Genomic DNA, 20,748 nt, shown 5'->3' on the forward strand with positions numbered 1-20,748 from the left:
CATATAACCCCAGAGCAAAAGAAAAGGGATAGAGGGAATCCTTTACGGTTATCCGTTTCATCTGAAGCAAGAATGAAAAAGAAAGTCACTATAAAACAAATCGCCCGCGAACTGGATGTATCTGTTTCAACAGTATCCAAAGCGTTGCGGGACAGCAAAGAAATAAGCCTGGACACAAGACAAAAGGTACAGGCATTTGCAAAATTGCTCAATTACAGGCCCAACAATATAGCGGTTAGCCTGAAGAACCGGAAGACCAAAAATATCGGGGTGATTATCCCGGAGATCGTACATCATTTCTTCACTACGGTTATCAGTGGTATAGAAAGAGAAGCGAACAAGGCCGGCTATAACGTCATAGTGTGCCTTTCCGACGAATCTTTTGACAAGGAGGTTATTAATATGGAAACCCTTGCCAATGGAAGTATTGATGGTTTTATACTGTCTCTTTCCAAGGAAACCCAGTCAAAAAAGGATTTTCACCATTTACGCGAGGTGATCGACCAGGGGATGCCGCTGGTGATGTTCGACCGGGTCTCGGATGAAATTCCCGGGGATAAAGTGGTGATCGATGATGTGGAAGGTGCTGTGAATGCCGTGAACTACCTGCTGGATAGCGGTTGTAACAGAATAGCCCTTCTCACTACGGTAGATTATGTCAGTGTGGGTAAGTTACGGACCGAAGGTTATATCCGTGCATTACGACAGGCCGGAAAAGAAGTGGACGAATCCCTTATTGTTAAGATCGAAGATATTGATAATTGTGAACAACAGATAGCCCTTCTTTTTGATTCCGGAAAATTCGATGCGGTTTTTGCAGTGAACGAACTGTTTGCCGTAACAGCCATGAAGGAAGCTCAGCGAAGAGGATACAGGATTCCGGAAGACATTTCTTTTATGGGCTTTACAGATGGTATATTGTCTCAATTTGCCTTTCCCCCGCTTACGACTGTAGACCAGCACGGATTGGAAATGGGAGGTATGGCAGCCAAGATGCTGATCCAGAGACTGGAAAACGACGATATGGGTGATGAATCGTATGTAACCGAGGTAATACCGACATCCATCAAAGAGCGTGAAAGTACTCGTAAATAAGGGTATTTCATATGTTTACAGAACATTTTTCAATAGGATCTACTACAACGTTGTAGTAGAAAAAACTTGTAAATTAGCAACTTACCAGCAAAAAATATTTTATATTTACACCCGTCAGGACTTATAGTTTTACTTCTCAACCCGATATAAAGTCTTGATAAGTCATAGCGCTTATCGTAGTATATAAACGAAAATTACGATAATGAAAAAGCGTAAGCTGAGTTTTCTGGAAATCTGGAACATGAGTTTCGGTTTTCTGGGAATACAAATGGGTTTTGCTCTCCAGAATGCGAATGCCAGTAGAATTTTACAGATTTTCGGTGCGGATGTGCACGAGTTGTCCTGGTTTTGGCTGGTAGCCCCACTTACCGGGCTTATTGTTCAGCCCATTATAGGGCACTACAGTGACAGGACCTGGACCCGGCTCGGACGCAGACGACCTTTCTTTTTAACCGGTGCCATCCTGGCTTCCATAGGTTTGGTACTCATGCCCAAAGCAGACATGTTCGTAGCTTTTCTGCCTGCCCTTTGGGTTGGAGCGGGAATGTTGATGATCATGGATGCCTCCTTTAATGTGGCCATGGAACCTTTTCGGGCACTCGTGGCCGACAACCTGCCGTCCGACCAGCGGACCCTCGGTTTTAGCATACAAACGGTACTTATAGGTATCGGTGCTGTGGTGGGCTCTTGGCTGCCCTATGTACTGGCCAACTGGATGGGGGTTTCCAACGAAGCGGTATTGGGGAAAGTTCCGTTAAATCTTCTGATTTCCTTTATTATCGGTGCCCTGGTACTTCTGGCAAGTATTCTGGTTACGGTTATTACAACCAAAGAGTACACCCCAGAGGAACTTGCACTGCTGGAGCCGGAAGACCCGGCAGAACCGGAGGAAACCACCGGATTGCTGACCATATTTTCCGATTTTGTAAAAATGCCGAAAACCATGCGACAGCTCAGCTGGGTGCAATTCTTTTCCTGGTTCGGCCTGTTCGGTATGTGGGTATTTTCTACTCCTGCCATCGCACATCATATTTACGGACTTCCCCTGGAGGACTCTCAAAGCAGGACCTATCAGGATGCGGGGGACTGGGTAGGTGTGCTGTTCGGTATCTACAATGCAGTTTCGGCGGTTTTTGCATTTTTTCTGCCGGTAATAGCCGCGAAGTTCGGAAGAAAGACCACTCATGTTATATCTCTTATTATAGGCGGACTGGGTCTTATTTCCATATATTTTGCGCCCAACCAGTATTGGCTGATAGTCTCCATGCTTGCCGTGGGAATTGCCTGGGCCAGCATACTGGCCATGCCATATGCCATTCTGGCCGGATCCATTCCGGCAAGGAAAATGGGAGTTTATATGGGGATATTCAATTTCTTTATCGTTATTCCGCAGATCATCAATGCCCTGATCGGCGGGCCTATGGTTCAATATCTCTACGGAGGCAACGCCATCTATGCCATTGTAATAAGTGGAGTATCTTTCTTATTGGCAGCTGCCCTTGTTTTTCGTGTTGAAGATGTGGATGAAGTTTAAATAAGGGACCAATTCGATAACGAATTAAAAAAGAGGATTCTCTCCTCCTTTAAGGGAGATGCCGAAAGAATAGGGAACTCCTGAAAACTCACTAACCCAATAACTCAATAACTAAAAAATGAAAGGATTTATTTTCGACCTGGACGGGGTCATTGTAGACACGGCCAGATATCATTTTCTCGCGTGGAAAAAACTTGCTGAAGAACTCGGGGTCGATTTTACGGTTGAAGACAATGAAAGGTTAAAAGGCGTAAGCAGGGCCCGCTCCCTGGAGATTATCCTCGAACTGGGAGATATTCGGGCTACGGAGGCAGAAAAACAAGTATGGATGCGGCAGAAAAATGATGATTATCTGGAATACGTTTCCCGGATGGATCAGAAAGAGGTGCTCCCTGGAGTGCTTTCGACACTGCGTTTTTTAAAAGAAAATAAGGGGAAGATCGCCCTGGGCTCCGCAAGCAAAAATGCCAGGCTTATCCTGGAGAAAACAAATATCCTGCCCTTGTTTGATGCCGTGGTGGACGGTAATGATGTTTCCAAAGCCAAGCCAGACCCGGAAGTATTTGCCCTTGCAGCGCAACAGATAGGTGTAAATGCCGCCGATTGCGTGGTATTTGAAGATTCGGTTGCAGGAATACAGGCAGCCAATGCGGCAGGAATGGCGAGTATCGGTATAGGTGATGCGGGTATATTACAGGAAGCCGATATGGTATATCCCGATTTTATACATATCGATGCCGAATCCCTTTTGAAGAAAATCAGATAATGACACAGGCCTTGTGCCTCTGCAGGAAACATATCATGGATTTACAGAACACAATAAAAATTTAAGAGAAGAAATGAACCAGGATTATATAAAACCCGATGCATGGTCTATTATAGAAGAAGGGTTTGAGAAAGACAGGGTAAAATCGTCCGAAAGCCTGTTCAGTATAGGTAACGGGGCAATGGGACAACGTGCTAATTTTGAAGAAGGTTATTCGGGTCCTACTTTCCAGGGGAGCTATATTGCCGGAGTATATTATCCGGACAAGACCAGGGTAGGCTGGTGGAAAAACGGCTATCCGGAATATTTTGCAAAAGTATTGAACGCCCCTAACTGGATAGGGATAGAGGTGGAGATAAACGGAGAGAAACTGGACCTGGCCCGGTGCATTGAAGTTCGCAAGTTCCGGCGGGAGCTCAATATGAAGGAAGGATGGTATCACCGCTCATTCGAAACTGTTCTGCAAAACGGAACAGAGGTCCGGGTAGATGCCAGGCGGTTCCTTTCTCTGGAAACGGATGAACTTGGAGTGATAAAATATGAAGTGACGCCACTGAATAAGGATGCCAGGGTGATTTTTCGCCCCTATGTAGATGCCGGAATTACCAACGAAGATGCCAACTGGGACGAAAAATTCTGGGAACCTCTGGAAACCAGACACTCTTTGCGTGAGGCCTTTGTAGTGGCACGTACCTTCAAGACCCATTTTAAAGTAGCTACCTTTATGCATAATACGCTTTTCCGTGACGGAAAAGAACTCCCTGTTAAACCGTTGACCACACAGGCAGGAGATGACAAAATATGCCTCGCTTACGAAGTAGCCGTGTCCAGGGGAGAGAAAGCAGAACTCCAAAAACTGGGAGGATATACGGTTTCCATGAACCATGCTGAAGATAAGCTGATAGCTGCAGCACAGGAGGTCATCCGAAAAGCAGCGGAGAAAGGGTATGAAACCCTTCTGGACGCACAGAAAAAAGCATGGGCCGGGATATGGGAAATGGCAGACATTACCATTCAGGGCGATGTAAAGGCCCAGCAGGGTATACGTTTTAACATTTTTCAGCTCAACCAGACATATCTCGGAAAAGATGCACGCCTCAATATAGGACCGAAAGGATTCACCGGCGAAAAGTACGGGGGAAGTACATATTGGGATACCGAAGCATACTGCCTGCCTTTTTACATGTCTACCAAAAACCAGCAGGTAGCGCGCAATCTCCTGGCCTACCGCTATAACCAATTGGACAAGGCCATAGAAAATGCGGAGAAACTGGGCTTTACCGGAGGTGCTGCCCTCTATCCCATGGTAACCATGAACGGGGAGGAATGCCATAACGAATGGGAAATAACTTTCGAAGAGATTCACCGTAACGGGGCCATAGCTTTCGCCATATATAATTATTACCGTTTTACCGGGGATTATAGCTATATCCCCGAAAAAGGACTGGAAGTACTTATTGGTATTGCCCGTTTCTGGAAACAGAGAGCAACATACTCTGCGGCAAAGAACAAATATGTTATTCTGGGAGTGACGGGACCTAACGAATATGAAAATAATGTCAATAACAACTGGTATACCAACTACATAGCCAGGTGGTGCCTGGAATATTCTGCGGAGCAGGTGCGCAAGGTGGAAACGGAATATGCTTCCGATTACGCCCGTATCAAGGAAAAAACAGGAGTAAAAGATACGGAAATCAGGCAATGGGAGGAAGTGGCTGGAGCTATGTACTTCCCTTATTCCGAAACCCACGGCGTATACCTTCAACAGGATGGTTTCCTGGATAAAGAACTCATAAGAGTTTCCGATCTCAATGGCTCTCAAAGACCGCTCAATCAAAAATGGTCATGGGACCGCATCCTGCGTTCTCCTTATATCAAACAGGCAGACGTCTTACAGGGGTTTTATTTCTTTGAAGACCACTTTACCAGGGAAGAACTGGAAAAACACTTCGATTTTTACGAACCGTTTACCGTTCACGAATCCTCCCTGTCCCCTTGCGTACACTCCATACAGGCAGCACTGCTCGGAAGAATGGAACAGGCTTATGAGTTTTACCTGAGAACATCCCGGCTCGACCTGGATGATTATAACAAGGAAGTAAAAGAAGGTTGCCATATCACCTCTATGGCCGGGACCTGGATGAGTATAGTGGAAGGATTCGGCGGGATGCGCGTGAAAGACGATGTGCTGCATTTCAGTCCGAAAATACCTGAACAATGGGAAGCCTATTCCTTTAAGATCAACTTCAGGGGACAGGTACTGAAGATAAACGTAAAAGTCTCCGGGACCGAATTTACACTGGAAGGGGAGACTGCACTTACCGTCATTGTAAACGGAAAACAGGTCCTGGTAAAACCAGGCAACCTGGTCGCCGTTTAGGAAAATACAAGTAATCAGAAAGAGAATAACCATGAAAAAAATACTCTGTATATTAATTTTTTTGAATACCTTTTTTCTTGCCGCCCAGGGTCTGGAAAGAGTGGAACCCCCATTCTGGTGGAGCGGCATGAAACACAATACCTTACAGTTAATGCTCTACGGAAAGGATATTGCCCGTAATACCCCTGAAATGGAAGGGGTAACCATTAAAAATGTCCGCAAAACAGAAAATCCCAATTACCTGTTTGTGACTGTCAATACGGAAGATGTTCCGGAAGGAAAATACGTTCTCCGGTTAAAAAGAGGTAAAAAGGAAGTGTCGCGCTACACGTATGAATTCAGGAAAAGGGAAGAAGGATCGGCATTGCGGAAAGGCTTCGACAGTTCCGATGTGATGTACCTCATTATGCCCGACAGGTTTGCGAACGGTGATCCGGATAATGATTCCAGTCCTGAAATGACCGAGAAGGCCGATCGCAGCAAGCAGGGGGGACGCCATGGAGGAGATATACAGGGGATCACAGATCATATCGATTATATCCGTGAGCTGGGAGCTACAACAGTATGGAGCACTCCCTTGCTGGAAGATAACGATCCGGAATATTCCTATCACACCTATGCCCAGAGCGATGTGTATCGCATAGATCCGCGTTACGGGACCAATGAAGATTACAGGCGCCTGGCAGATGAACTTCATAAAAATGACATGAAGCTGGTTATGGATTATGTGACCAATCACTGGGGAGCAGAGCACTGGATGATAAAAGACCTGCCCACATATGACTGGATACACCAGTTTTCCGACGTCGATACCTCTCTGCTTCCTGAACGAAGCCTAAAGGTCGGCTATGCCAATTCCAATTACCGGATGGAGACACAATACGATCCGAATGCCTCCGGGATCGACAGAAAGTATTGTGTGGATGGCTGGTTTACTTCCACCATGCCCGATCTCAACCAGAGCAATCCGCTGGTGCTGAATTACCTTGTTCAGAATGCCATATGGTGGATAGAGTATGCCGGGCTGGACGGTTTTAGGGTAGACACCTATTCATATAACGATAAAGAGGCTATAGCACAATGGACAAAAGCCATCATGGATGAATACCCTTATTTTAATATTGTTGGCGAGGTATGGTTACACGACCAGGCACAGATAGCCTACTGGCAGAAAGATAGTAGAATAGGAGCTTTGCAGGATTTTAATTCCAACCTGCCGAGCGTCATGGACTTTACCCTGCATGATGCCATAGGAACGGTATTTAATGAAGATGAAGCAACATGGAATGAAGGAATTACAAAAGTGTATGGCAATTTTGTCAATGATTTTCTATACCCTGATGTAAACAACCTTCTGGTGTTTGCGGAAAATCACGATACCCAACGACTCAATCATATTTATAACAAGGACCTTCAGAAGTATAAAATGGCGATGGCCGTTGTGGCAACGGTGCGTGGTATTCCCCAATTGTATTACGGAAGCGAAATAGGGATGGTCGGTAACAAAGATAAAGGAGACGGGGACATCCGGAGAGATTTTCCCGGAGGGTGGAAAGGAGATGACAATAATGCTTTTACGGCTGCCGGGCGCACCGCTGAGCAGAAGGAGTATTTTGATTTTACCTCGAAGTTGTTCCGATGGAGAAAAGATACTCCTGTAATTCACAAGGGTAAGACAAAACATTACCTGCCCGAAAACAATGTTTACGTATATTTTCGGTATAATGACAAGGATACCGTAATGGTAGTGGTAAATAACAGCAATGAAGATCAGACCCTGAAAACAGAACGGCTTAAAGAAAGTATCGGCCGTTTTGCGAAAGGAAAAGAAGTGATCAGTGGAAAAAACATATCCCTAGGGGAAATGACCATAGCGCCCAAAACCGTATGGATAATGGAACTGGAGTAACAAATTGAGTAAAAGCAACATTATAAAAATACCCGAATGAAAAAGATATTTATTTTGATTGTGGGGATCTGTAGCCTCATTGCATGTAAGAACGAACCGAAAAAGCAGGAAAAGGAAGAAAAACCACGGGCAGAACAGCCGGTCCCCATCTCGGATGATGTATTGGAAACAGCCGTGATCTACGAAGCCAATATCCGGCAGTATTCCGAAGAAGGAAGCTTTAATGCGTTTACCAAAGATATCCCGAAGCTGAAAGAACTCGGGGTAAAAGTGATCTGGTTGATGCCCGTCTATCCCATATCTTCTACAAAGAGTAAAGGATCTTTGGGGAGCTATTACGCGATTACCGATTATACGAAGGTAAATCCGGAATTTGGTACCCTGGAGGATTTCAGAAACCTGGTAAAAATCGCCCACGAAAACGATATGTACATTATTCTCGACTGGGTGGCCAATCACACCGGGTGGGACCATGTCTGGATAAAAGAACATCCCGAATACTATACTCAGGACAAAGACGGAAACATTATAGACCCTATCAATCCCGAAACCGGCGAGTCCTGGGACTGGACGGATGTGGCCGATCTCAATTATGATAACAGGGAGATGCGACAGGAAATGATAAAAGACATGCTGTATTGGGTGAAAGAGGAAGGGATAGATGGTTATCGTTGCGATGTGGCACACCAGGTCCCGGTAGATTTCTGGGAAGATGCAGCGGCCAGGCTTCGCGAAGTGAAACCCGTATTTATGCTTGCTGAAGCGGAACAACCCGAACTGTTGAAAAATGCTTTCGATATGCAATATGCCTGGAAAGGACATCATATTATGAACGAAATTGCACAGGGAAAGAAGAATGCGGAAGACTGGGATGCGTATATCGCTAAAAATGATACGCTATTGGAAGAGGATGATATTTTCATGAATTTCACCTCCAATCACGATGAAAACTCCTGGAACGGAACAGTTTTCGAGCGCATGGGAGATGCAGCAGAAACTTTTGCGGTGATGACTTATGCCATTCCCGGCATGCCTTTGATCTACAGCGGGCAGGAATACGACATGGACAAAAGGCTCCTTTTCTTTGAAAAAGATACTATTTTAAAGAATAAAGGGAAATTCTACCCTTTGTATGAAAAACTCGGGAAGCTTAAAAAACAAAACACAGCATTGAACGGAGGTAAGAAGGCAGCTTCTTATAACAGGCTGTCCACTTCCGATGACAAGAAAGTCCTGGCTTTCGCAAGAGAAAAAGGAGGAGACAAGATAGTGTTTATAGCCAATCTAACGGACAATCCGCTCCGGTTTACCGTAGATGCCAGGGGGAGTTATACCAATTATATGACTGGAGAGAAGATGGAAATAAATGCCGGTACTTCCTACGACTTTAAACCCTGGGAGTACGTTATACTTACAGCAAACTAAACCCGGACAGGACATAAATTTCAAAACCCGCGACGATAAGAGTTTGCGGGTTTTTTGTTGATCTGCCGTTGTTTTAAGGATGACCGGATTTTTATGTATCTTGAAGCATTAAAAACATAATGATTCATGCACCGGTTCGTTTCCTTTTTCCTTTGTACCCTTTTCTGCCTTTCGGGCTGTGATACCACGGAAAACAGGATAATGGTTATCGGGCATCGGGGCGCTAAGGGGTACGAAACCGAAAATACGCTGGCATCCGTACAAAAAGCACTGGAACTGGAGGTAGATATGGTACATATAGACCTGTTTCGTATAAAAAGCGGGGAACTGGTGGTTTTTCATGACAGGTATGTGGATGAACTTACCAATGGCACCGGAGATGTCGAAGAATACAACATACTGGACATAAAATCGCTTTTGCTGGACGGAAATCACCGGATACCTACCTTACAGGACGTATTGGAGCTCATAGACCGTCGTTGCAGGTTGAATATTGAGCTCAGGGGAACGGACATGGCGGGTAAAGTAGATTATATGTTACGCCATTATATAGAAGAGAAAGGATGGAAGGCCGATGATTTTCTGATTTCCGGACCGGATCGTCATGAACTCGGGGAATTCCGGAAACTAAATCCGGCAATCCCTATTGCTCTCATGACAGGGGAAGACCCCTCAAAAGTTGTGGGAACAGCAAGGCTTTTAGGTGCGGTGGCTATTGATGCCGAATATACTGTCCTGACCGAAGAGAATATCAGGAAGGCTCGGCATGCCGGCTTTAAAGTCTTTGCCCGGACCGTAAATTTGCCGGAAGACATTGCTGCGGTCCGAAAATCAGGCTTGGATGGCATTATTACCGATTTTCCCGATCGGATAAGGTAAAAGGAGGTGCGGAGAGTGGTTGTATAACATACTATCATTATTTGCAATACATTCATAATCAAAACTAATATACGGGGGTGAGATCGGGAAGAATATTTGATTAAATTTGCAGTGTAAACCAGATAGGAAATTAAAAATTTTATATTATGGCATTAGAGATCACAGACGCTACTTTCGAAGAAGTAGTATTAAAGAGCGATAAACCCGTTATGGTAGACTTCTGGGCCGCATGGTGCGGACCATGTAGAATGGTTGGACCCATCATCGAGGAAGTCAGCTCTGAGTATGAAGGAAAAGTAGTAGTAGGAAAAGTAGATGTAGACGCCAATCAGGAGTTTGCAGCCAAATATGGTGTACGTAACATTCCTACCGTATTGGTCTTTCAGAACGGTGAAGTGGTAGGGAGACAGGTAGGTGTAGCTCCTAAAGCAACTTACACGGAAGCACTTGATTCTTTATTGTAAAGATAAACCGGAATCATAAGAAATAAAAAAGGTTTGGCTTGGGGCCGGACCTTTTTTATTTTTGGTTATTGAAGTATCGGTTTTACCGGAAGTCTGCCTGCCGGGGGTGAAAAGATGCGTAAAATCCCGATTACTAGCCTGGGATTGTGAAAATTAATGACTATTTTCATCATGGGATCACCGGATGAAGTAGTCTGGTATCTAAGATTTCATATTCTTCCATCTAAACAAAAATAAGTGGACATACAAGGCGAATTAAATAACGTACAGCTTTTTAAAAACATCGGTTTACTTGCCAATCAGGTTGTAGAAGGGTTTATAAGCGGAATGCACAAAAGTCCCTTTCACGGGTTTTCTTCGGAGTTTGCAGAACATAAGATATACAATCCGGGGGAAAGTACGAGACATATAGACTGGAAACTCTTTGCAAAAACAGATAAACTGTACTCCAAGAATTACGAAGAGGAAACCAATCTTCGCTGTCATATTATCATAGACAATTCGTCATCGATGTATTACCCGGAAGTAAAGGACCTTTCGGTATCCCGTTTGAATAAGATCGGCTTCTCCGTATTGGCGGCAGCTTCCCTGATGAATTTGCTAAAGCGTCAGCGCGATGCCATGGGATTGAGCATATATTCCGATGCCTATAACTTTTACGCCCCGGAAAAAGGAAGTCACAGGCATTACCAGATGCTTCTCGGCGTACTGGGAGATGTAGCGGAACACACGGAAAAGGAACGGACGACAAAAACATATACCTACCTGCACCAGATAGCGGAAAAAATACATCGCAGAAGCATGATCTTCCTTTTTACCGATATGTTCCAGAATGAAACGGGGGAGGAAGAACTCTTTAACGCATTACGTCACCTGAAATACAATAAACACGAGGTAGTGCTTTTTCATGTGATGGATAAAGCCAGTGAATACGATTTTGACTTTGATAACCGCCCGAAACGTTTTGTGGATGTAGAGACCGGGGAACATATCGATCTCTACGCCGACACTATGAAGGAAGAATATAAAAAAGCATTGGAAACTTATACCAGTAAGATAAAACTAAAAGCCGCACAGTACCGTATAAAATATGTGGAAGCCGATATTCAAAAAGATTTGGAAAAAATTTTACAGGCCTACCTTGTTGAAAGACAAAAGTTTATTTGAAAGGGTGAAATAAGTTTTGTTTTTTTTAATGAAAACATTTGCGGAATTGAAAAACCAGCGTATATTTGCAACCGCAATACAGGAAGGTCCGGTAGTTCAGTTGGTTAGAATACATGCCTGTCACGCATGGGGTCGCGGGTTCGAGTCCCGTCCGGACCGCTGAAAAAACAAAAAAGCTCATCGAAAGATGGGCTTTTTTTATTTCCGTACTTATGATTGTGCAGGGGCTTTAAAAGGATCATTCCCATTTGTTGTGGACTACGCAAAAATTCTAAAAAAACGGATCATTCCGGATCCTGTATACAGAGTAATTGCAGAAGGGTCGAATCATAAAAGCTTAAAAATCAGTGCAAGGTCGGATCAAAAGAGCCGCCCCAACCTACATTCTGTTCCAATGCCGGGCTTCTGTCTAAAACATCTTTCTGAACAGGAAAGAAATAGTAGTTCTCGGGGAGTGTGCTTTGTCGTACTCCCGAACGGGGAACCTGTAGGGTAGAATATTTAAAGTCCTTTTCAACAAGCTCATAATTATCCGCAAGTTCCCTTGCTTTTCCAATTTCCATTTCACTTTGGTCCGGTTCGATAGCAATGGCCTCAACACCTTCTTTTATGGTTCCGTCAAGACGATTCAGCAGACGTAACCTTCTCAGGTCCCAAAAACGGTGGCCTTCAAAACAAAATTCTATGTTTCTTTCCGCCAATATGGCTTCTCTTACTTCTTCTCTGCTACCAGCAGTAATGCCGTAGTTTCCGTCAACACCAGGCTCAATACCGGCCCTTTCCCGGATCTGTTTAAGAATGGCCAGGGCTGTCTCCGAATCACCTGTTTCATTGGCTGTTTCGGCATAGTTCAACATGATTTCGGCAAAGCGCATGAGTACAAAATCCAGGTCGTACTGCTGTACTTCCGCCTGGGTTAAATGAAGAAGGCTGTTCTTTAAGATAAAGAAACCGGTATATCGATTTAAATTGGATGAATTTATATTCGCATTCGGGTTTATCCCGAAATCGTCCAGTTCATGGGCAATTCCCAATGCGGTATACTGCCTTTTTCCTGTTTTTCCGGAAACCTCATACAGCTTCCCGTTCCAAACAACGGATTTATCAAACCTGGGATCCCTGTTTTTCCAGTAATTCTGTAAAAACTCCTCGTCAGACATGGTATAAGCGCTTAAAGGGTCATTGTAGCGCCTTCCGTCTTTCATGGGAAACTCTTTAACAAATTGCCAGGTAGGACAGGCACTTGCCGCCCCCCGGCTTTCCGAGCCGGGACGTACACCGTGATCCCAGGCAGCGGTCTTGTTGGGATAAGTGTTGATAACCGAGAATACCACTTCTTTGTTCCGCTCTTCCAAAGCAATATTCGAATAATCTTCTACGAGTCCGTAGCCCTGGCCCAACAACGATTCATAGGCTTCTTTATTCACCGCGTTCGCCTCCTGCCAATAAGGGTTATTCCACGGCTGGGAAGGATTGAATTGTGGAGAGGCCTTGTAAAGCAGTACTTTGGCTTTAAAGGCCAGCGCAAAATTCCCATCGATTTTTCCGTAATCGCCTGATGCGGGAGTAATATGCTGAGGTAGAAGTGAAATAGCCATATCGAGATCTTCCTTCATAAAATCAAAACATTCTTCGGTAGAATTCCTGGGTACATTCAGATCATCTTCATACCGATCCTGCGGCACGGTGATATAGGGGACGCCTCCGTGGTACTTAACCATGTTGAAATAGGCGTAGGCCCGCATAAAAAGTGCCTGACCGGTGATATGGTCCTTGACCTTCTGCGGAAGCATTCCGCTTTTAACATCGATAATCGCCTGGTTTATAAGCCGGATCCTCGAGTAATCCCAGCTTTTAAAATTTTCATTTGAAATGGTTACTCTGTCAGGGTACCATTCTATGCCTGCCAGTTGTTGACTCAGTCTGTCAGCCCCGGAGTCCCAGTTCCCGAACATGGGATATAAATTGGCCATATAGGCATTGGCAAGGTTTTCGTCGTTCCAGACGGCATCCGGGTTGTAGCTGTCAATATTTTCTATGTCGAGAGCATCGGAGCAACCCGCCAGAAAAATAAAAAGTCCGAATATGTATATTAGTTTTTTCATGTGTCTATTTTTATTGTTTTCTCAATGGTCACATGGAACCTTTGATGTTTAAAATAATTGTCAAACACACAGGAGAACAATTATTTTAAACATGCCGGTTTCATTTTGATCCGTTAAAATTTAAAGTTCATTCCAAGGGAATATGTTTTCATAACAGGGTAGGAATCGTAATTTTTTTGCTCGGGGTCGTGAAATTCCTTAATCTCCGAAATGGCAAACAGGTTGGTGCCGTTGAAAAATAATTGTACACTCGATATCCCTATGCTTTCCAGTATTTCTTTCGGCAAACTATATCCTATGTTTAAATTTTTCAATCTCAGATAAGCCCCGTTGTGAATCCAGAAAGACGTGGCACCTGTTCCGGACTCGTACCAATTCTGTCCGACAACGCGAGGGTATTTGGCATTGGGATTTTCCGGGGTCCACACATCATCTGCCCAGATCGGGTAGTAGGGGCGAACAGTGCCGCCGTGTTGTCTCATACCTGCTCCTTCCTGGTTGCTTATGATGCGATCGTAATTGGTGACCCCTTGAAAATGGGCATCTAAGGTGATATTTCCCCAACCGAGGTTAAAGCCGAACCCATAGTTAACCCTGGGGATCGCATTTTCGGACAGCAGCTGAAAATCATTACCGTCTATTTTACCATCAGGTCCCGGAGAATAGCCATCGCCACGGATATCTTCGAAATACAGCCCTCCTAAATAGGGATCTCTGCCGTATTGGGTAAATCCCTGGGCCAGTAACTCATCTAATTGTTCCTGTGTACGTATGATCCCCAGGGATCTTAGACCGAAGATACGGTCAATGGGCTGTCCTATTTTTGATTCGGAAGCTCTGAGTCCTCCCGGTTCGAAAATCGGATCCTGATCGATCTTATCCCATTGATCCCTGGCATAACCTATATTTCCGTATACCGAATATTTAAATTTGCCATCTTCCGAGTAATCGCGCCACATCAGTGAAAGTTCACCGCCGTGCCAGGATCTTTCGGCATAATTTTCCGGGGCCAGGGACCGGCCGTAATTGTCGGGGAGTGTCACCAGTCTCGAACCTAAAATATCGACTTCCTTTTTTTTGAAAATGTCTATGGATCCGATAATCTTCCTGTCCAGCATCTCAAAATTCACACCGGCATTATAAGTGGTAGAAGTAGCCCAGGTCAGGTTAGGGTTAGGTGTTGCACCGGGTCCGATACCACGGTAGAGGTCGGTCCCGAAAATATAACTTCCGGTATTATTGTAGGTATTGACAAATGAAAAAGGAGAGATCTTCTCGTTATTCACATCCAGATCATTCCCGGTAGTTCCGTAAGAGACCCTTAGTTTAAGTTCGTCTAACCAATCGGCCCCGGCCATAAAGGACTCTTCCGAAATTCTCCAGGCCGCTGAAAAGGAAGGAAAAAAGCCCCAACGTTTATTTTTCGGAAACAGGGTATTCCCGTCATACCTGAAGGAAAACTCGGCAATATACCGTTCGTTGAATTCGTAATTGACACGCCCTATTATTGACTGCCTGGCTCCTATTTCCTCGTATCCTCTGCCATATCTTCTTTCCGCATCGTTCGAATACACAAAGTCCTGGTCGTAATCAGTCACGGGATCTTCGGCCTTGGCATAAGCCCCGTACAAACCGTTTTCGGCCTGTTCGAATACTGTCATGGCCTTGATTCCGTGTTTTCCGAATCTCTTCTCGTAATTGAGGAACCAGTTGACCTGGTATTCCCAGGCCGTATTTATCTCATAACTTAAAAATTCCTGGTTTTGACTAAAGGTAAAGGTGTTGATTTTATTGGGGTCCGGAGGGCCGGGAATAAACCGGTTACCATCGGGGTCAGCCTGATTGAAAACATAATTTTCCTGGAAGGTCAGAAAATGTTTCCGCATATAATCCTTCGCCAGATAACTTCCTACAAATTTCGTGGATAGTCCCGGTATATAATTGCCCAGATCAATATTCAGAGAGACCAAAGAACTCAGTTGTCGCTTTCTGGTTCTTATATACCGGTTTCCTACGATCTGATCGATTACACTCCAAGCGAGCCAGCTCCCCATAGGTGTCTGTACGGGATAATCGGTAACCCGATTACTCGGTGTACCATCGGCTTCCGTGTAAAACGGATAGGTCTTCGGCCAGTTGAAAGTAACCCGGTAAAGATCGGAAACGTCATAATCGTCATCTTCGGAAAACGGCCAGTAAAACCGGTCGTGATTTTGCTGGCTTGCCGCAAGGTTTATATCGAGAGTAATGCTTTCCGAAAGTTTGGCCGAGACATTTGACCGGAGGTTAAACTTTTTGTAATCCAGCCCTTTGAAAGAGCCTTCCTGCCCGCGATAACTGGCAAGGGTGTAATAGGTAATCGCGTCACCTCCCCCGTTCACACTCATGGTATAGTCGAGACTCGAAGGATTCCTCCAGATCATATCATTGACATTATAACTCTTATCCTTGAAATAATCGAACTCCACAGGTCCGTTAGGCGGTGTGGTGCCGTTGAATTCCGCGACGCGGTTCTGATAGATCAGTTCGTCGGTAGCTGTGGTCAGATCGGAAAGAAGGGTCTGCGTATGGGATGATGAGGAATACGAGGTCTGAAAATTAAAAACCGGCTTTTGCTTGCGCCCTTTTTTGGTGGTGACCAGTACAACTCCATTACCGGCCCTGGACCCGTATATGGAAGCAGTGGCCGCATCCTTTAAGAAGCTCAGTTGCTCGACTTCGTTAGCATTAAGTGCGTCAAAGGCCTCTTTATCTCTTACGATACCGTCAATGACGTATAATGGTTCCCCGAAACCTCCCCGAATTCTAATGCTCGAAGATGCTCCGGACAGACCGGAGGTATTCGTTATGTTCACTCCGGGAGCACGGCCGGCCAGGGTATTGGATAAATTACTCGCTGGTACTTGATTTAATTCTTCTGTTTTTACAGAGGTTATAGCTCCCGTTATATTCACTTTCTTTTGCGTACCGTAACCTACCACAACCACTTCATCCAGGGCGGAAAGCTCTGTTTTTAATGTAATGTTTATAACAGAACGCCCTTCGACGGGAATTTCCTGGGTAGTATACCCTATATAGCTGAAAATCAACACGCTGTCGGGTGGTGCCTGGATGGAATAGTTGCCGTCAAAATCCGAGACAACCCCTACAGTGGTATTTTTAATAACAACATTTACTCCTGGCACCGGGGTTCCCGTATCTGCGTCGATCACCGTCCCTGTGACCGGTTGTTCCTGCCTTTCTTCCCGCTCTTTCTCCTGTTTACGCTCCGGAACGGGATCTTCGGCGGCAGGCGGCGACTTCTTCTTTAATATGATCTGTTTGTCGAGAACAGTATAGGTTATGGCAGTGTTCTTGAAAAGTATATCCAGGATCTCAAAAATATCTTTCTTTTTGACCTTTATGGATACCGGCGGATAATTTTCTATAACCTCCGCATTACCGAGGAACTTGAAATCACTTTTAGATTCAATGGCCCGGAGAATGGTCATCACCCCGGCGTTTTCAAAATCGAGTGAGATCTTTGTGTTCTGGGAATAATTACTGGCACGAATATGCAGTAATACAGCGAATAAGAACAATACGGCAAGCCGTATCTTCAGCGATAATTTAAACAGGGGAAGCCTGCAGAGCTCCCTCATTAATAATAATTTCATAATTTAGTACAGTTTATCGGGTTAATGATTAAATGTCATAACTCACAGATCGGGAAGTGTTGGCGCATTTCCTGATCTTTTTGCAAGAGTGATGACGGGTCGGGTTGTGATATAACTCAGGTGATATATAAAGCTTTCATGATGATTGGTTTTTATGGTTTGTCAATGATGATATGATCTCCGTTGATCTGATAGGAAAAAGGTTCACTTCGCTGGAAAGACCGGAGCACCTCTTCGATGCTTTCTACATCGAATTTTGCAAAAAAACGTTTGTTTCCCAGTTCCTTGTACCTATTGGTGATTTGCACGTTATAATGCCTTTCCAGCACCCTGATAATCTCCGAAAAGGGACGGATCTTAAACAGGAGAACTCCATCGACCCATGCAATGTATTCGGCGGTATCTACATCTTTTACCCGGATACTCCTGTCATTCCTGTTGTAAACAGCTAATTCTCCGGGAGAAAGTTTGATCATGTTATCTTTCGGGAAGTTGTTTTCCGAATCGTGATGGAGTTCTACCACCCCCTCTACCAGAACAGTGCTTATACTTTGATCTTCCGTATAGGAATTTACATTGAATTTTGTGCCGAGGACCCGGACATGAAATCCGTTGCTATTGACCATGAAGGGACGTTGCCTGTCTTTGACCACATCGAAAAAAGCCTCACCCTCCAGAAAAACTTCACGTGGCTCGTTTTTCGTGAAGGCCACGGGAAATTTAAGCCGGGACCCCGCATTGAGACTTACTTTGGTTCCATCTTCCAGCAACAGGCGGAATTTTTTACCAAAAGGAACGGATAATTCGTTATACACTGTTTTTTGGGGAGAGACAGTATCATCACTCCGGTAATTAATAATATTGCCATCATGCCGGGCAATGGTATTACCTTCTTTGTCCAGTATATTCGAAACCCCTTCTTCCGAGAGCTTTTTTATTTTGCCGTCATGTAATTTAATGGTTATTGTATCCGGGGAGATATCGGGCCGGGAAAGGACGGATAATTTCATGTAAAGTCCTATGCCGAGAACGATAACCAGAATAGCCGCAGCCCTGTAAAAAACCTGTATCCTTTTTTTCTTTTTAATGTTGATCCGGTGAAGGATGGTAGTGTATTCTTTTTCCGGATCGAGAATGGTTAACGTTTTGTTTACCAGATAGTGGTCCTCCACATATTTTCTGAATTCTTCCCGGTTGGCAGCATCGGACAGGAGCGATTCAAGGGTGAGCAGCTCTTTCTCCGTAATCTGCCCGGATAAATATTTTATTACAAGTTTTTTTAATAAAATCATATAAAAAACATCAATTACACCCATATAACAAGTCCACATATAAAAACCCTTAAAAGATTATTAATTTTTTTTGATATTTGTTAACGTGCACATTTTCGAATTGATTTTTTTGGTATCCTAATGAACAACGAAACAGGTATAGTCAATAAATTAAGGAAAGGGGATCACACCATATTTAAAATAGTGTTCGAGGAACTTTATCCGTCAGTGGTAGCCTATGTATTGACACTCACGGGCGATGATGCAAAAGCCAAGGATATTGCCCAGAACAGTTTTATAATTCTTTGGGAAAAAAGGAAAAAACTCCGGGAAGAATCATCACTCAGGTCTTACCTGTTTAAAATTGCATATAATCTCTATATCAATCAATATCACAAAGAGAAGTTCAGGAAAAGGGTACTGGAAGAATTTAAGTACGATGCGCTGCAAAAAACAATATCCGGAGAAGAGGATCAGGAGGATAACCGCCAGAAACGATTACAGGAAATTATTGACGCATTACCGGTGAAGTGCCGGGAAATCCTCCTGCTTCATAAAAAAGAAGGTAAAAAATATAAAGACATTGCGGTTTTATTGAATATTTCCGTCAAAACAGTAGAATCGCAGATGCGAATCGCCTATATAAAAATAAGAGAAGGGTTTGAATTGTGGAATAATGAATAATACACACTGTTGCACATTTTGAACGGGATGTGTACACGGCGAGGTTCATCTTACAATAATATCATGATTACGATCTCCGCCAGGGAATCAAAAAGCCTTATTGCCGCACATAATAAATTACCCTTATAAGAGCCACCTGTAATTTCAGATATTTTTACTCAGAAAGCTCACATAAAAGTTCCAAATCCTGCAAAAATTGGTTCGGGATAGGTATCTGTGGGGAAACATAAGGAGATTTCATTACAAAATTCCATTTTCGTATGGAGAAGAAGTATTTTTTTAATTTTCAAACGATTGTGACTTATCCCATGCAGCATAGAGAGGTGTCCGATAGATACCATTTTATAGTATAAATTGCTGTCGAACGGGATAAGTATAAATTCTCTTTTCTTTATTCCTGGTAAGACAAAACCGTGCTTCCGCCCACCAAATCTTTCGAAACAGGAAGTATGGCAATACTACCGGCTAACTGTAGTTATTAGTTTCAACATACATAAAAATTACCCCGGATCTTTGTACGACATTTGGAGCAAACGTCTGAATCAATACGGAGAGTTATTCGGTGAGTAGGGAAATTTTTTGTTTTTGGACTATGATTGAATGGCTTTCTTTCCTTAAAGAGGATTGATACTTTATAATTTTTTCAAAATAATTTTATCTTACTAAATCGTTTTAGTATATTTATCAATATTAGAATGTTATTAGTCAAGGCAAAACCAAAAATTAATGAGAAACTTTGATATTGTAAACCCTGCGTTTAAAGAATATAGGAAGAAAGCCATATTTTATCCGAAAAAATTGCTTCAACCTTTACTGTTATAGTCCTTTTTTAATGAGTCATGACAAAGGCATTTTAACTAATGATCTTCAGAAAGCTGCCAAAAGATTAGAGATAGTAACCGGGAACTTTTAATCGGGATGTCCATCCGGAAAAAATATCAGATGGAATTCAGGATGATTTTGAAGTAGAATACGTCATCAATGTGGATTTCCGGGATACATACCTGCCCGAAAGGGGAGTATCAGGTTTCATTAAGTCATTCTGATGAAATTGGGTTGCTGGCAATTCGACGCTTCGGTAACTTTCGAAGAATTTAATGAAACATGAGTGCTTTTCTGTTGCCGTATCTGAAAAAAAACAATACCGATCTGCCATTCATGAGGGGAGGTATCGGCAGGGCATATGCTATTTTTTGTCCGTTGTTCGTAAAAAACAGCTACAGTAGAAACAGGATGTGCCGGTAGTTATTGTAAAATATACCGAAAGAGCAGGTATCATAGACCCAGTCCATCTTTTTGATGTGCCCTTCCGGAACCAGATTAAAAATGATTTACCGGATATACAAAAGGTTTAGTTAACCTTAAAAACCCACCTGCTTTGCAGGTGGTCATGTTCTGATGGCTATGCCT

Annotated in this window: 13 protein-coding genes and 1 tRNA gene; 11 read left to right on the forward strand and 3 right to left on the reverse strand. The window is 43.7% G+C overall.

Annotated elements, in window-relative coordinates; translation table 11 throughout:
• Positions 1-72 precede the first annotated feature (72 nt).
• From ED312_RS14845 to ED312_RS14890, 10 genes are all read left to right on the forward strand, one after another.
• A complete protein-coding gene (locus tag ED312_RS14845; protein ID WP_123216803.1) occupies positions 73-1,095 on the forward strand; it encodes a LacI family DNA-binding transcriptional regulator in 1,023 nt (340 codons plus the stop codon).
• Positions 1,096-1,297: 202 nt separating this feature from the next.
• Positions 1,298-2,629, forward strand: a complete 1,332-nt coding sequence (locus ED312_RS14850) for an MFS transporter (protein ID WP_123216804.1) — start codon at positions 1,298-1,300, stop codon at positions 2,627-2,629.
• A 118-nt stretch (positions 2,630-2,747) separates the two neighbouring features.
• Positions 2,748-3,395, forward strand: a complete 648-nt coding sequence (pgmB, locus tag ED312_RS14855; protein ID WP_123216805.1) for a beta-phosphoglucomutase — start codon at positions 2,748-2,750, stop codon at positions 3,393-3,395.
• Between the two features lie 73 nt (positions 3,396-3,468).
• Positions 3,469-5,778: a glycoside hydrolase family 65 protein gene (locus tag ED312_RS14860; RefSeq protein WP_123216820.1), complete on the forward strand. Its 2,310-nt coding sequence runs from the start codon at positions 3,469-3,471 to the stop codon at positions 5,776-5,778.
• 31 nt (positions 5,779-5,809) lie between these two features.
• Positions 5,810-7,687: a glycoside hydrolase family 13 protein gene (locus ED312_RS14865; RefSeq protein WP_123216806.1), complete on the forward strand. Its 1,878-nt coding sequence runs from the start codon at positions 5,810-5,812 to the stop codon at positions 7,685-7,687.
• Between the two features lie 36 nt (positions 7,688-7,723).
• On the forward strand, positions 7,724-9,112 hold the full coding sequence (locus ED312_RS14870) for an alpha-amylase family glycosyl hydrolase (RefSeq protein ID WP_123216807.1): 1,389 nt from the start codon (positions 7,724-7,726) through the stop codon (positions 9,110-9,112).
• 126 nt (positions 9,113-9,238) lie between these two features.
• The gene (locus ED312_RS14875; RefSeq protein WP_123216808.1) at positions 9,239-9,991 is read left to right on the forward strand and encodes a glycerophosphodiester phosphodiesterase; all 753 of its coding nucleotides are present in this window, start codon (positions 9,239-9,241) and stop codon (positions 9,989-9,991) included.
• 146 nt (positions 9,992-10,137) lie between these two features.
• On the forward strand, positions 10,138-10,455 hold the full coding sequence (trxA, locus tag ED312_RS14880; protein ID WP_123216809.1) for a thioredoxin: 318 nt from the start codon (positions 10,138-10,140) through the stop codon (positions 10,453-10,455).
• A 237-nt stretch (positions 10,456-10,692) separates the two neighbouring features.
• Positions 10,693-11,622 (forward strand): DUF58 domain-containing protein, encoded by a 930-nt coding sequence (locus ED312_RS14885; protein WP_123216810.1) that lies wholly within the window; start codon positions 10,693-10,695, stop codon positions 11,620-11,622.
• Between the two features lie 85 nt (positions 11,623-11,707).
• Positions 11,708-11,781: transfer RNA gene (locus ED312_RS14890), tRNA-Asp, on the forward strand.
• Between the two features lie 185 nt (positions 11,782-11,966).
• Here ED312_RS14890 and ED312_RS14895 read toward each other — a convergent pair.
• The 3 genes from ED312_RS14895 to ED312_RS14905 all read right to left on the reverse strand — a co-directional run bounded on the left by ED312_RS14895 (position 11,967) and on the right by ED312_RS14905 (position 18,675).
• Positions 11,967-13,727 carry a RagB/SusD family nutrient uptake outer membrane protein gene (locus ED312_RS14895; RefSeq protein WP_123216811.1) on the reverse strand — a complete coding sequence of 587 codons (1,761 nt, stop codon included), beginning with the start codon at positions 13,725-13,727 and terminating at the stop codon, positions 11,967-11,969.
• A 113-nt stretch (positions 13,728-13,840) separates the two neighbouring features.
• Positions 13,841-17,383, reverse strand: a complete 3,543-nt coding sequence (locus ED312_RS14900) for a TonB-dependent receptor (RefSeq protein ID WP_206363263.1) — start codon at positions 17,381-17,383, stop codon at positions 13,841-13,843.
• A 152-nt stretch (positions 17,384-17,535) separates the two neighbouring features.
• The gene (locus tag ED312_RS14905; RefSeq protein WP_170164530.1) at positions 17,536-18,675 is read right to left on the reverse strand and encodes a FecR family protein; all 1,140 of its coding nucleotides are present in this window, start codon (positions 18,673-18,675) and stop codon (positions 17,536-17,538) included.
• A gap of 120 nt (positions 18,676-18,795) precedes the next feature.
• Here ED312_RS14905 and ED312_RS14910 point away from each other — a divergent pair, with 120 nt between their 5' ends.
• The gene (locus tag ED312_RS14910; protein ID WP_123216813.1) at positions 18,796-19,338 is read left to right on the forward strand and encodes an RNA polymerase sigma factor; all 543 of its coding nucleotides are present in this window, start codon (positions 18,796-18,798) and stop codon (positions 19,336-19,338) included.
• Positions 19,339-20,748 lie beyond the last annotated feature (1,410 nt).

Source organism: Sinomicrobium pectinilyticum, assembly GCF_003725735.1.
Lineage (GTDB): Bacteria > Bacteroidota > Bacteroidia > Flavobacteriales > Flavobacteriaceae > Sinomicrobium > Sinomicrobium pectinilyticum.